General features: G+C 63.9%; 16 protein-coding genes. 6 read left to right on the plus strand and 10 right to left on the minus strand.

Features of this window, described 5'->3' with window-relative positions:
* The first annotated feature begins 213 nt into the window (after nt 1–213).
* The gene (locus FPY90_RS08230; RefSeq protein WP_071212844.1) at nt 214–663 is read left to right on the plus strand and encodes an Lrp/AsnC family transcriptional regulator; all 450 of its coding nucleotides are present in this window, start codon (nt 214–216) and stop codon (nt 661–663) included.
* 63 nt (nt 664–726) lie between these two features.
* The gene (locus FPY90_RS08235; protein WP_498684946.1) at nt 727–2,022 is read left to right on the plus strand and encodes an MFS transporter; all 1,296 of its coding nucleotides are present in this window, start codon (nt 727–729) and stop codon (nt 2,020–2,022) included.
* Between the two features lie 101 nt (nt 2,023–2,123).
* Here the strand turns inward: FPY90_RS08235 and FPY90_RS08240 are convergent, their stop codons facing one another.
* Entirely contained in the window at nt 2,124–2,489 is a 366-nt protein-coding gene (locus FPY90_RS08240) for a helix-turn-helix transcriptional regulator (protein ID WP_498685551.1), read from the minus strand.
* Between the two features lie 92 nt (nt 2,490–2,581).
* Here FPY90_RS08240 and FPY90_RS08245 point away from each other — a divergent pair, with 92 nt between their 5' ends.
* The 3 genes from FPY90_RS08245 (at nt 2,582) to FPY90_RS08255 (ending at nt 4,661) form a co-directional block, all read left to right on the plus strand.
* A complete protein-coding gene (locus tag FPY90_RS08245) occupies nt 2,582–3,592 on the plus strand; it encodes a zinc-dependent alcohol dehydrogenase family protein (RefSeq protein WP_498684948.1) in 1,011 nt (336 codons plus the stop codon).
* A gap of 50 nt (nt 3,593–3,642) precedes the next feature.
* Complete coding sequence (locus FPY90_RS08250; RefSeq protein ID WP_071212840.1) at nt 3,643–3,975, plus strand: ArsR/SmtB family transcription factor; 333 nt, start codon at nt 3,643–3,645, stop codon at nt 3,973–3,975.
* 323 nt (nt 3,976–4,298) lie between these two features.
* On the plus strand, nt 4,299–4,661 hold the full coding sequence (locus tag FPY90_RS08255; protein ID WP_071212839.1) for an iron chaperone: 363 nt from the start codon (nt 4,299–4,301) through the stop codon (nt 4,659–4,661).
* A gap of 167 nt (nt 4,662–4,828) precedes the next feature.
* Here the strand turns inward: FPY90_RS08255 and FPY90_RS08260 are convergent, their stop codons facing one another.
* The 9 genes from FPY90_RS08260 to paaA all read right to left on the minus strand — a co-directional run bounded on the left by FPY90_RS08260 (nt 4,829) and on the right by paaA (nt 11,929).
* The gene (locus FPY90_RS08260) at nt 4,829–5,350 is read right to left on the minus strand and encodes a GrpB family protein (protein ID WP_071212838.1); all 522 of its coding nucleotides are present in this window, start codon (nt 5,348–5,350) and stop codon (nt 4,829–4,831) included.
* 109 nt (nt 5,351–5,459) lie between these two features.
* Nucleotides 5,460–5,870 carry a GNAT family N-acetyltransferase gene (locus tag FPY90_RS08265; RefSeq protein WP_498684950.1) on the minus strand — a complete coding sequence of 137 codons (411 nt, stop codon included), beginning with the start codon at nt 5,868–5,870 and terminating at the stop codon, nt 5,460–5,462.
* Nucleotides 5,871–6,355: 485 nt separating this feature from the next.
* Nucleotides 6,356–6,676 (minus strand): hypothetical protein, encoded by a 321-nt coding sequence (locus FPY90_RS08270; RefSeq protein ID WP_139194663.1) that lies wholly within the window; start codon nt 6,674–6,676, stop codon nt 6,356–6,358.
* Between the two features lie 547 nt (nt 6,677–7,223).
* A complete protein-coding gene (locus FPY90_RS08275; RefSeq protein WP_071213227.1) occupies nt 7,224–8,003 on the minus strand; it encodes an enoyl-CoA hydratase/isomerase family protein in 780 nt (259 codons plus the stop codon).
* 87 nt (nt 8,004–8,090) lie between these two features.
* Nucleotides 8,091–9,287: a 1,2-phenylacetyl-CoA epoxidase subunit PaaE gene (paaE, locus tag FPY90_RS08280; RefSeq protein WP_071212835.1), complete on the minus strand. Its 1,197-nt coding sequence runs from the start codon at nt 9,285–9,287 to the stop codon at nt 8,091–8,093.
* The gene (gene paaD / locus FPY90_RS08285) at nt 9,284–9,769 is read right to left on the minus strand and encodes a 1,2-phenylacetyl-CoA epoxidase subunit PaaD (protein WP_071212834.1); all 486 of its coding nucleotides are present in this window, start codon (nt 9,767–9,769) and stop codon (nt 9,284–9,286) included. Before paaD ends, paaE begins: the two co-directional genes overlap by 4 nt.
* Nucleotides 9,770–9,785: 16 nt before the next feature.
* A complete protein-coding gene (gene paaC / locus FPY90_RS08290) occupies nt 9,786–10,646 on the minus strand; it encodes a 1,2-phenylacetyl-CoA epoxidase subunit PaaC (RefSeq protein WP_071212833.1) in 861 nt (286 codons plus the stop codon).
* Nucleotides 10,643–10,936 carry a 1,2-phenylacetyl-CoA epoxidase subunit PaaB gene (gene paaB / locus FPY90_RS08295; RefSeq protein WP_071212832.1) on the minus strand — a complete coding sequence of 98 codons (294 nt, stop codon included), beginning with the start codon at nt 10,934–10,936 and terminating at the stop codon, nt 10,643–10,645. The genes paaC and paaB overlap by 4 nt, the downstream gene beginning before the upstream one ends.
* A 3-nt stretch (nt 10,937–10,939) precedes the next feature.
* A complete protein-coding gene (gene paaA, locus FPY90_RS08300; RefSeq protein WP_071212831.1) occupies nt 10,940–11,929 on the minus strand; it encodes a 1,2-phenylacetyl-CoA epoxidase subunit PaaA in 990 nt (329 codons plus the stop codon).
* 638 nt (nt 11,930–12,567) lie between these two features.
* Here paaA and FPY90_RS08305 point away from each other — a divergent pair.
* A complete protein-coding gene (locus tag FPY90_RS08305) occupies nt 12,568–12,831 on the plus strand; it encodes a hypothetical protein (protein ID WP_498684955.1) in 264 nt (87 codons plus the stop codon).
* Nucleotides 12,832–12,870: the final 39 nt, after the last annotated feature.

A 12,870-nucleotide genomic window follows, 5' to 3' on the forward strand; every position in this document is an offset into this window, starting at 1 on the left:
TTCACGCCTTTCTGGTTTTTCGGGACAAGGGCATTGGGCCATGCCCACCCAAGCGTCAGTTCTTGCCTTAATTATGGGTATTTGGCATGAAACGTATCCAGCTTCTTGGAATATTCTGGAAAAGTGCGCATAGGATGACTACTCTTGGAGACAGATTGAAAGTGTGACCGTCGCTACATGACGGTTTTTGGACAAAGTGGAAAGAGGCATTTGATGGAGACTCCCTCGGTTCGGCTCGATGAGGTGGATCGACGGATCCTGGAGGAACTCACCAAGGACGGTCGCCAGTCAGTGACCACCGTCGCGCAAAAGGTCCATGTCTCCCGTGCGCATGCCTATTCCCGGATCAACCGGCTCCAGGACGAGGGGGTCATCACGCGCTACACCGCAGTCATCGATCCGCTTCGCGCCGGCCTGCGGGCCAGCGCCTACGTCACGCTGAAATTGCGCCAGCACTCCTGGCGCGAGCTGCGCGAGCGCCTCGCCGCGATGCCCGAGGTCCACCACATCGGACTCGTCGGCGGGAACTTCGACGTGATCCTCCTGGTGCGCGCCCGCGACAATGTGGATCTGCGCAGGGTGATCTTTGAACAGCTCCAGGCCATGCCCGGCATACTGGACACCCAGACGTTCCTGGTCTTCGAGGATGTCGACACTCGCTAAATGCCGAAGCACCCATAGACTCTTCCCAATGGCTTGATCCGAGACGGGAGAACGGGGAGTTTCGTGGACGAGGAAACGGTGGACAAGGCGGGCGGCACCGATCCCCTGGCAGCCGAACCCGTCCAACTGCTGCGACACCGCCCCGGGTTCCCGACCTTGCTGCTGTCCATCGCGTTTGGCTCCGTGGCCTCGGGCATCCTGAACGTAGCCAACGACCTGGTCGCCATCTATGCCCTTGGCGCCACCGCCACCCAGATTGGATTCCTCAACGCCTCCGAGTCGGTGGCCTTCCTGTTTCTGGCCATCCCCGCGGGCATCATGCTCGACCGCGTCAACCGGGTGAAGACCATGCTGTGGGCACAGCTGGCCTCCGGGTTGGCGATTTTCTCGGTGCCGCTGGCCAGGTCCGCCGGCGTGCTGACCTACCAGCAGCTGGTGATCGTGTCGTTCCTGGTCGGAGTGGCAGGCATGTTGTGGGGCATGGGTGCCGGATCGGCGATCCCGGGCATCGTGGGACGCGATTTGGTTTCCAGCGCCTACGCCCGCAAGGAAACCGTGGACACCTCGGTGGGAATCATCTCCCCGGGAATCGCCGGCGTCCTTGTCGCCGTGATGTCGGCGCCGTTCACCCTCATCGTGGCAGGGGCCGCAAACCTGCTGGCCGCAGCAACCCTGCTGCGGGGCTTCAGGAAGAAATCCGGATCCGTCGCGTCCCCGGAAGATCCCGCCCCACGGGTCGGATTCAGGGAGTCCTTCGCCGAAGGACTCCGGTTCACCCTCAAGCACCGAACCATTCGTGCCCTGGTTTCCTCATCCGCGATCACCAACATGGGCCTGGCATTCGGTTCGGCGTTGGAGACCCTCTATTTCGTCAAGGTCCTGGGTTTCAGCCCCCAGGTCATCGGGTTGGTCATCTCGACCATCGCCGTCGGCGGATTGCTCGGCTCCCTTGCCGTTCCCTCGCTCGTCAGGAGGCTGGGCGAGAACGGGGTCTTGGCACTGTCGATCCTCAGCCTGCCGCTTACCGTTGCCGTTCTCCCCTTGGCCGCGTCCGTCCCGGGTGCAGCCATTGCCATGGTGGTGTGCCATTCGGTTCTTTACAACGCGCTAATGGTTTCCTACAACGCCACGGCCTACGGCTTGCTGGCCAAGTTCACCCCGGACGAGATGATGGGACGACAGCAAGGATTCCGACTGGTGTTCACCATGGGGCCGGTACCCGTCCTTGGCATCGTGGGCGGATTGGCGGGCGACGCGCTGGGCCTGCAGTTGGCAATGTGGATCTGGGTGGGCCTGACCGCTTTTGCGGCGTTGCCGCTGATGTCATTGCTGCGGAGCGGGAATCGGCCTGGGAATTAGGTTCAGCTTCCGCCCTGCGATCCCGGCGCGTAGCTAAAGACCCGCGTGAGCGGTTTTCCCAGGACATGGGCGATGAGGAAAGCGGTCTCCAGAGATGGCGATTATTTCCCTTGTTCGATGGCAATGATGGTTTGCCGGGTCACGCCGACCCGGGCGGCAAGCTCAACTTGGGTCATGTTGTTTTTTCTTGCCCTGAGCTCCCGGATGGAATTGCCGAGCTGGCCACGATTCACCACGTTTGTACGCCGCGGCGATAGCCGCCGATCTACAACCCGGCACCCACGAGATCGGAAAGACTGGCAGAATACCGGCCTCAGGACGCTTGGTCGGCACCCAGGCGGAACACCCCGTTCGGGGCGATGCGTCGATTTCAATGGCAAGGCGGCTAAAAACACGGAGCACGGAGGATGCGCTCCCGCGGCATCGGACCGCGTAGGTGAGTGCCGGGCCGGCGCCTGAACGGGCATTGTTCGATATTCATCATATTTGACGTAGATCGAAATAAGGCGAAGAATGGACGAAGCGAGGCACGGTGCCCCGCCCACACGATAGGACACATATGCGCGCCTGGATGCTAGACGACTTCGGCCTCGAGAACCTCAACCTGCACGAGATCCCGACACCCCAGCCGGCTGCCGGGGAACTTCTGGTCAAGGTCTCGGCCGTTTCGCTGAACTACCGGGACAAGGCCCTGGTGGATGGCATCTACGCACCGGAAAAAATGCCGAAGGGGCTTATCCCTGTGGCCGACTCCGCAGGAGTCGTGGCCGCCGTCGGCGCAGGCGTGACGAAATACAAGGTCGGGGACCGCGTGACCTCGCACTTCTATTCCACCTGGCACGACGGGCCGTGGTTGAACGAATACGCCGATTTCCAGACCGGCGGGCCCATCAACGGCGGGCTGGCCGAATACCAGATCCTCGGCGAGGACAACGTCGTCCCCACTCCCCGGGACATGACCGACCTTGAAGCATCGACCCTGCCCATCGCGGCGCTCACTCCATGGTTCGTCCTGCGCGAGTACCGCAAGGTGAAAGCCGGCGACACCGTCCTGGTCCAGGGCACCGGCGGCGTATCCATCTTCGCCATCCAACTCGCCTCGGCCCTCGGAGCCCGGGTGATCGTGACCTCAAGCAGCGACGAGAAGCTCCTGAGGGCTCGCGAGCTGGGGGCGACCGACACCATCAACTACCGCACCACCCCGGACTGGGCTGCCGCCGTCCTGGAAATGACCGACGGCCAGGGCGTGGATGTCGTGCTCGACGTCGTCGGCGGCGACGGGCTGCGGGATTCGGTCCGTGCCACCAAGGGCAACGGCCTGGTCGCGGTCATCGGCTTCCTCCAGGGCCAGAGCGCCACCCTGGACCTGATGGACGTGATCTGGCACCAGGCCCAGATCCAGGGGATCGCGGTCGGGCACCTGCGCGCCTTCCGCGACCTGGCCACGTTCCTCGACGCACACACCATCCACCCGGTCATCGACACCGTCTACCCCTTCGAGGAAGCCCACGCCGCCTACGACCAGCTCTCCCGCGGCGCGTTCGGGAAGATCGTCATCCAGGTCAGCTAACCGGCGGACGGCGGCGACTAGTAGGATCGAAGGCTGACAGGAGGACAACCATGGCAAGAACCACCAAGATCTCGGACGAACCCGACATCGCCGACTTCGATTTCCCCCGCATCCTCGCCGCCGTCGCAGACCCCGTGCGCCTGAGCATCCTCAAGCAACTGGCCAACGCGCAGGAAGCACTGAGCTGCGGAGCCATCGAACTGCCCATCAAGGCATCCACGGCAACCCACCATTTCGCTGCCCTGCGGCAGGCAGGTGTCCTGCACCAGTACTACGTCGGCACCTCCAGGATGAACCTCCTGCGAATCGACGACATGGAGCGGGCCTACCCCGGCTTCCTGCCCTCGGTCATCGCCGGCCTGTCGGCCCACGGCACCAAGTAGCACCCGCACGCCGGCCGCCGACCGAGGCAGTGAGCGGACCGGCCACACGTGTCCAGGGCGCCAAACAAAGAACCAAGGCCATGCAACCGTTCCCCTCGGGGGCCGTCCGTGGGACACACCATGGCGGGCATTCCTCGTCCAGGTGCCAGGGTATGGCGTCCCGGAATCCGGCCTCTTCAAGGGACTGCTGCAGGATCAACTTCAGCGACCGAGGAATCCGGTCCCGCCCCAGTCCTCGTGGCGGAGGATGGGTACCGCCGCCGCGGGCCCGGGAGCGTCGTCACCGACGCGTAGCCAGGGCCGCGGATCGCTACACTCGAGTCATGGGTGAAAAAGCGAAGAACGTCGAAGAGTATCTCAAGGCGCTCGACCCCGCGGTCCGAGCCGAACTCGAACGGATCCGTGCGCTCGTCACGCAGCTCGTGCCGGACACCGAGGAAACCATAAGCTACGGGATGCCGACGCTCAAATACAAGAACCGGGCACTGGTGTACTTCACCGCGTCCAAGAAGCACATGAGCTTCTACCCGTCCTCGTGGGCGATCGAAGCGTTGAGGGACCAGCTCAAGGGCTACAAGACCACCGAACACGCGATCCAATTTACGCTGGATAAGACGCTGCCCGGCCGCTTGGTCGAAGACCTTGTTCGCGTCCACGTGCGCGAAATCGACGCCAACAGGCAATAGCCCGCTGGCGTCCCACGAGCCAGCACCGTGGTCGCGGCAAGAGCCGAACCACTGCGGGTGACCGCCCCCGGAAATTTCCCCAGGGAGGCCAAAGGGAAGATCAGTCTCTTTCCGCCAAGGAGCGCGCACCACTTCGATCGGCCACCGGGAGCACCGTTTTGAGATGGCTACCGCTGGGCAATGGCATCCGCGATAAATTGCGACTTGCCGTCGTTGTAGGCAAACCGATCGTGGCCAACCTGACCGGCGAGACTGCGTTTCAGCGCGGCGTATCGGGCGGCAAGAGCGGGATCGGCTCGAAGCCGGTCGCGGAAACGCAAGTGGTCTCGCTCCCAAGCTGACCCGCTCCCGCAGACGTGCACGTGCACTGTCCGAGGTTCTCCGGCCGGCGGGCGGAAGAAACGGTGCTCGGAAGCACGCTGCCGGAGCACGAGGCCGAGCGATTCCAGGCCGGGACGGTAGGCAGCCTCGTGGGTTATGTCGGGCACTGCTACTTGGAGGTCGAGCACCGGCTTGGCAACCAGCCCAGGGACCGCTGTCGAGCCCACATGCTCCACTGTCGCGAGCGTTGGCAAGATCGCGCTTCGGATGCGGACCGCCCATTCCGCCGCCGCTTCCGGCCACAATGGATCGCCCGCACACAGCTCCACGGGTTCCCCACCTGGCCTATCGAACCACTCGGGATGCATCGTTCAATCCTGCCACAGGCCGGCCGACACAGGCCTCCCAATCGGTCCGGATGCACCTCACCGTTCAGACCTTGACGCGCAGAAGCCTTGGCTTTGGTTCGACCCGCCGCTAGCGGAACCTGGCGAAGACACGCACCGGTCGACCGCTGAAATCGGCGCCTTCGGTCAACCCCATGGACTCGTAGAAGGCACGTTGCTGTGGCTCGTCGTCCGTGATGAGCACCATTTGGCGTACGTGGTCGTATCGCTCCAGCACCTGCTCAAAGAGGGCACGCCCCACGCCGGTTCGGTGAAGGTCCGGATGAACCAGGATGTCTTGGAGGTAGCAGATCGTTGCATCGTCGGAAATCGTCCGGGCGAGACCAACCAGCTTGCCGCCCTCGCTCCAGGCAGATACGACAAAGGAAGAACTCTTGATCGCCTGGAGGAGCACATCCGGGCTCTTGGTGTAGGCCGTCCAGCCAACAGAGTCGTACAGCGAGAGGATCTCGGCATCGGGGATGACTGGGGACGTGGACAAGGCGAATGGTGACATTGTTCCAATGTTGCACGAAGAACGATCACCTGCACCTATGTGACCGATCATCATCCCCGCCAGGATTCGGTTCGAGCCCACACCCTCCACGAAGACTCCCGTCCCACAGGCCGCTGCCCACGTGCGGAGGACGGGAATCCAGGATGCCCTGTGGCACGGTTTCTGGCGCTTCCCGCGAGAGGCCTTGGTTCTTTTCGAACTGCCGGGAGGAGTTCTCGGCGGCTTCCTCCCGGCGAGGCCGCCGAGTCGGAATAACCTGGTCCCGGGGACCCCTGTTGGAACGAAAAAATCCGACACAACTCCCACAGGGAACGCGGCGGGCCGATGGGCTGCGAAGTTCAAGGTGAGGTCGGGGACGACGTTTTCGTTCTACACGGCACCCGACGGATCCGTGGTCGCCACCGGGTCGAGGACGTTGCGACGCTTCGACCTCGGCATGCCCGCTCCTGGAGGTTTGTTCCGTCGCCGACCTACGGGCGGTCCAATGCATCGTTGTTACGCCGGCTTTTCCGGCGTTGGGACCACTTGCTCAGTGCGAGGGTGGCGAGCAGCCCAAGGCCAACCGATAGAGTCCAACGAATCAGCATGGGAACATCCGTAAACGTGTCCAACGCGATGTTTGCGGCAAGGGTGACAACGATGCTCAGGATGACGATCGGGTTGGGACGCATGGCATTGAGCATGTCAGTTCGACCGCGTTGGTGGCAACCCGGACCGTTCCACAGCGGGTTTGGTTTTCGGAAGCCCAGGCCCGGCGCGACTGCCTCTGGGTACAACCCCTGGATGGTCATAGACGCATCCGCATGACGGATTGAGAGCCACTCTGCAGGTAGCAGCACCGCAAGGCAGCCGTCCCGCCTGTGGCCAGATCGATGGCTTGCGGTAGTGCCGCTTGATTGAACCTGGATGGCGTGGTGCGCCTGCTTGCAGGTGCCACCTACCTTGCTTCCCATACCTTCCCGACCTCGAGAAGGCATGGGTTGTCTGCCACATGGCGCTTTCCATGGGCTCCCGCGGAGGCCATGTCCATGTCTCCAAGGTGGCCCACCTGGTTGCCGCAGTGGGCAAGCGCCGCGTCCAGCGCGAACATGGACATGGCGCAACCAAACCAATGTCTGGTCGCCTATCCATGGCTATGCTGCGTTGCTACTCTGAATTTTTCCAAGCGACCTCGTCCGGTGACCGAGTACGGCTTCCGGTGTCCCGATGAGGCATGCATCTGCCACGAGTACCGGGTTCACCGGGCCAAGGCAATCATGGCGATCAGAGCGTGCCCTGCCGGACAAAGCGACGCCCCCCGTTCGTCGCAGGGGCACCGCTTCGATTCAATCCGGAAAATCAGCCCTTGAAGGCGGGCTTCCGCTTTTCCTGGAAGGCCGCGAATCCCTCGGCGTAGTCCTCGGTCGCGCAGAGGTCGGCCTGGGCCTGGTTCTCGTTGGCCATCGAGTCCCACAGTCCCAGGCGGGCGTCGCGGATTTCGGCGACCAGTTCCTTCGAGGCACGGAACGCGCCGGTGGCTCCGGTCGCGACCTTCGCGACGATCTCGCGCGTGGTTTCCAGCAGGGACTCCGCCGGCATGGCCCGGGAGAAGAGCCCGGAGGCCACGGCGTCGGCGCCGCTGATGAGCTCGGCGGTGTAGATCAAATCCAGCGTGCGGTGCGTGCCCAGTCGCTCGGTGAACAGCCAGTGTCCTCCCGAATCCAGGGTCGCGCCCAGGTTGGCGAAGGGGGAACCGATCTTCGCGTTCTCCGCTACGTAGACAACGTCGGTGGCGATGGCCAGGCCCAGCCCGACCCCGAGGCAGGCGCCCTGCACGGCGGCGAAGGTGGGTGCCGGGAAGGAGGACATCTTGGCCAGCAGCGGCTGCACCTTCCCGCCGAGGTAGCCCATGACGTCGTCGTCCGCCGGGACGACCCCGGAGATGTCGCGCCCGGCGCAGAAGCCGCGGCCCTCGCCGCGCAGCAGCAGGGCGCGCACCTGGCCGGTTTCGACGCCCTCGGCGGCCTTGTCGTAGGCGGCTTCCAGTTCCGCCAGCGCGGCTTCGTTCAGCGAGTTCATCTTTTCGGGGGCATTGAGCACGATCTCTGCCACGCCGCCGGTGATGTTCAGTTCAATCATCTTCGGTCCGTTCACTGGGGTTTCTCGGGTCCTGCGGCAAGGATCCACCCGCGCCTCGCGGATGGATCCTTGCCGATGTGGTTATTTCTAGGCGTCGTAGTCGACCAGCACGCGTTCGGTGGTGGGGCGGGACTGGCAGGTGAGCACGTAGCCCTTTTCGACTTCGTCGGGTTCCAGTGCGTAGTTCTCGTCCATGTCCACCGAACCCTCGACGACCTTGGCGCGGCAGGTTCCGCAGACCCCGCCGGCACAGGCGAACGGGACGTCCGGGCGGACCCGCAGCGCGGCGTTCAGGATGGTTTCGCGCGCCTTGACCGGGCTCTTGACCTCGCCCTGCAGCCCGTCGAGCTTGAACGCGATCTGGTAGGTCTCGTCGGACTCGTCGATCAGCACCGGGCGTCCGATGTTTCCCTCGGGGCGGTGCGGCTCGCCGGTGGTGAACAGCTCGTAGCGGACCTTCTCGGCCGGGACGCCCTGGGCGGCGAGGTTGTCGCGCACCAGCTGGACCAGCTCGAAGGGCCCGCAGAGGAACCATTCGTCGACCTGGTCGGTGCGGATGACCGCGCCGAGCAACTTGTTCAGCTTCTCGGCATCGATGCGGCCCGAGAGCAGCGGGGAGATTCGCTGTTCGCGGCTCAGCACGTGGTGCAGGGCAAAGCGGGCCGGGTAGCGGTCCTTCAAGTCGGCCAGTTCCTCCAGGAACATCACGTCCATGGCGGCCTTGTTCGCGTAGATCAGGTCAAAGTGGACGTTCTTGTTGGCGGCCAGCACCGTGCGGGCGATCGCCATGACCGGGGTGATGCCCGAGCCGGCGGCAACCGCCACGAAGGTGTCCTCGTTTTCCACGTCGATGTCCCCGGGGTCGTTCATCCCGTTCATCTTGTGCTTGGAGATGAAGCCGCCGGTGGGGCTCATGACGTCCATGGTGTCGCCGGCCACGAGGGACTCGTTGGCCCAGGTGGAGAAGATGCCGCCGATGTCGCGCTTGATGGCCACATGAATTTCCCCGGCGGTCGGCTCGGCGCAGATCGAGTAGCTGCGGCGCAGCTCCACGAGGTTGCCGTCGGCGTCCTCCAGTTCCTTGCGCAGGGCCACGTACTGGCCCGGCAGGTAGTCGTACTGGCCCTGCAGCGCCGCGGGGACCGCGAAGGTCACTTCGATGGCGTCGGCGGTGAGCCGGCGGACCTCGGAGACCTCCAGGGTGTGGAAGGTGGTCCGGCGTCGGCCCGGGACCTCTGGATCGATGCCCTCGTTGGCGGGCAGGGAGGCAGTCGTGTCTGTCATGAGAGCACCTTGAAGTAGTCGAAGGGTTCCAGGCAGTCCTTGCATTGGTACATGGACTTGCAGGCAGTGGAACCGAAACGGGAAAGTTCCTTGGTATTGAGCGAATGGCATTGCGGGCACTTCACGGCCAGCCCCAGGGTCACCGGGCCGCGGTGGCCGGTGCCCGTGGGCGGGGCAATGCCGTAGGCCTGGAGCTTGGATTTGCCCGACTCGGTCATCCAGTCGGTGCTCCAGGCCGGGGACAGGACCAGGTTGACCTTCACGTCCCGGTACCCGGATTCCCTGAAGACGGTGCCGAGGTCCTCGGTGATTGCATCCATCGCCGGGCATCCCGAGTACGTGGGGGTGATGGTGACGACCACGGTGTCGCCCGCCAGTTCCACGTCCCGCAGGATCCCCAAATCCGCGATGGTGAGCACCGGGATTTCGGGGTCGGTGACGCGCGAGGCGATCTCGCGAAGCTCGGTGATGGTGGCAGTCATTTCTTGTGTCCTTTGCTTACCAGGTGGCGCCGGGGTGCTTGCGCGCCAGCACCTGCATCTCGGCCAGGATGAAGCCGAGGTGTTCGGAGTGCTCGCCGCGCCGTCCTCGGGCCATCGCGAACGGAACGGTGGGCAGCTCGAGTTCGGCGTCCTTCAGCACGGCCGTGAACTCTTCGTCCCAGGCGGCGCGCAGCGAGGAAGGGGCCACGGCGACGTCGCCCAGGGCGGTGTGCAGTTCCTCGTCCTCGAACATCTCCCCCACGTAGGGCCAGAGGATGTCCAGGGCATGGCGCATCCGCCGGGCCGATTCCTCGGTGCCGAGGCCCAGACGAAGGGTCCAGGCGATGGCGTGGTCGCGGTGGTAGTCGACCTCCTTGACGGCCTTGGCGGAAATCGCCGCGATGGTCTCGTCGCTCGATTCCAGCAACGCCGTGTAGAGCAGGTGCTGGTAGATGGAGATGATCAACTGGCGCACAATGGTCACGCCGAAGTCGCCGTTGGGCTGTTCGACGATGTGCAGCGAGCGGAATTCCTCTTCCTCGCGCCAGTAGGCCAAATCGTCCTCGGTCTTGTCCCAGGCCTTGGCGGCGTAGGAAAGGAAGGAGCGGGCGTGGCCCAGCTGGTCCAGGGCGATGTTGCCCAGGGCAATGTCTTCCTCGATCTCCGGTCCGCGCGAGATCCAGTGCGAGAGCCGCTGGGCCAGGATCAGGGCGTCGTCGCCCAGGCGCAGCGCATATTCGGCGACCTGCTCGGATGGCTTGTCCTGCGCGATGGCAATGTCCTCGGGGCGCAGCGCGTTGCCCGGGGTGACGCGGGTGGCCGAGGCCGTGGAGTCGCCGAAGGAGTCCAGCGAATGGTCGATGTCGTGTGCGCTCACAGGTGCTTCACGCCCTCACTCTTGGTGTAGTACGTTGCGTGGCGGTAGTCCTTGCCCTGCGGGGACTCGAAGTACATGCCCTTGGCGTCGGGGTCCGAGGCGATGATGTCGGTGCTGGCCACGACCCAGAGCGAAATGCCCTCGTTGCGGCGGGTGTACAGGTCCCGGGCGTTCTTCAGCGCCATCTCCGCATCCGGTGCGTGCAGCGAACCGGCGTGGACGTGCGAGAGTCCGCGGGAGGAACGGACGAATACTTCCCAGAGCGGCCAGGTGCCGTGTGTTTCGGTCATGATTTATGCAACCTCGGTCTTTCGAGCCATCTTTGCCGCGTACGCCGCGGCAGCTTCGCGCACCCAGGCGCCTTCGTTGTGGGCATCGCGGCGGCGCTGCAGGCGCTGCGCGTTGCAGGGCCCGTTGCCGGCGATGACGGCCTTGAACTCGACCCAGTCCAGTTCCATGTGGATCCAAGTCCCGGTTTCCGCATCAAAACGCAGCTCCGGGTCGGGAAGGGTCAGGCCCAGGACCTTGACCTGCTCGGCGATCATGCCCACGAAGCGCTGGCGCAATTCGTCGTTGGAGAAGCGCTTGATCTTCCACGCGGTGGACTGGCCCGAGTTCGGGGAATCGGAATCCGGTGGTCCGAACATCATCAGCGACGGGGCGTAGAAACGGTTGATGGCATCCTGTGCCATCTTCTTCTGGGCTTCGGTGCCGTTGGCCAGCTCCAGCAGGATCTCGAACCCCTGGCGCTGGTGGAAGGATTCCTCCTTGCAGATGCGCACCATGGCCCGGCCGTACGGGCCGTAGGAAGCGCGGCACAGCGGCACCTGGTTGGCGATGGCTGCGCCGTCGACCAGCCAGCCGATCGCGCCCATGTCGGCCCAGGAGCGTGCCGGGTAGTTGAAGATCGAGGAGTACTTGGCCTTGCCCGTCATCAGCTGCTCGTTGAGCACGTCGCGCGGGGTGCCCAGGGTCTCGGTGCCCGAGTACAGGTACAGTCCGTGGCCCGCTTCATCCTGCACCTTGGCCATCAGGATTGCCTTGCGCTTCAGCGACGGTGCCCGGGTGATCCAGTTGGCCTCTGGCTGCATGCCAATGATCTCGGAGTGCGCGTGCTGCGACATCTGCCGCGTCAAGGTCTTGCGGTATGCCTCGGGCATCCAGTCGCGCGGTTCGATGCGCGAATCGTCGGCAATGATCTGGTTGAACCGATCCTGCCCTGCTTGCTCCTCAGGAGAAAGTACCGCGGATAGCGATCCGCCGCTTTCTTGCTGTGCAGCCATAGTGCTCACCTCACTGTGACAAAGAATTATTTACTGACCGTTCGTTCAATATATGCGTCCTGCCGTCTTTTCGTCAATCGCTGGCGCGGTTTTGACTGCTTTTGTCCTGTCTCATTACAGGTGGGGCAATCTCACTACACCCGAGGCAAACACCTTTCCGTTTCATTGCATCCGAGGCATTAGCCCTCTCCTCGATTGGATGGAACCAAACGAGGGCACCTGAATCAACGATTCCAACACCAGCCGACCTCAACAAATGAACATCAACTAAAAACACCCTCGAGCCAACGGATCCTCCACTTTGCCTCACTTGCAATGAAACGGGACACCTGCCGCCGCGGCTTTGAGCACGCCAACGCACAACGCCGCCCGAACATGACGAAGAAAGTCGGCAACCAGGCCGCAGCCGCCTGGCGGATGAAGGCGCGGCGCAGAATCCCCACGCGCAGATGACGCAAAAAGTCGTTGCATGCCATCCTGTGACCGACCCGTCGCGCGGGCCCTTTCCGACGGAACACAATGGTTCATCACCGGTCGCTATCGCCCCCATTGAGCAGTTCGCCGGCGCGAGAGCGCAATCCCCCGGTTCCCGAGCAGCCAGTACTCGCACATTCCCGCACCAAAAGGAAGCCTTCCCCGTGACCAGCACAGATCCCGACGCCAGACCCGACACCGACGACCTCACAGCCCGAAAGCAAAGACAGTGGCCATGGGTCCTGGGCGCCATCGCCCTGGCCGCCGCCATCGCTGCGGGTGCGATCATCGGTTCCAACGCAAGCACCAAGCCACCGCACGCTGCTACCGGGGCAACACTGTCCGCGGGGACCGCGAGCGCTGCGGGCGCTGCGGGCGCTGCGGAAGGCCATCACCCCGAGCAAACACCGGCAAACGTCGCTGCCTAGGAAATCACCCTGGCACCGCATCAGGGCGACATCCAGGGC

This window comes from Arthrobacter sp. C2 (genome assembly GCA_024207135.1).
GTDB lineage: Bacteria > Actinomycetota > Actinomycetes > Actinomycetales > Micrococcaceae > Paeniglutamicibacter.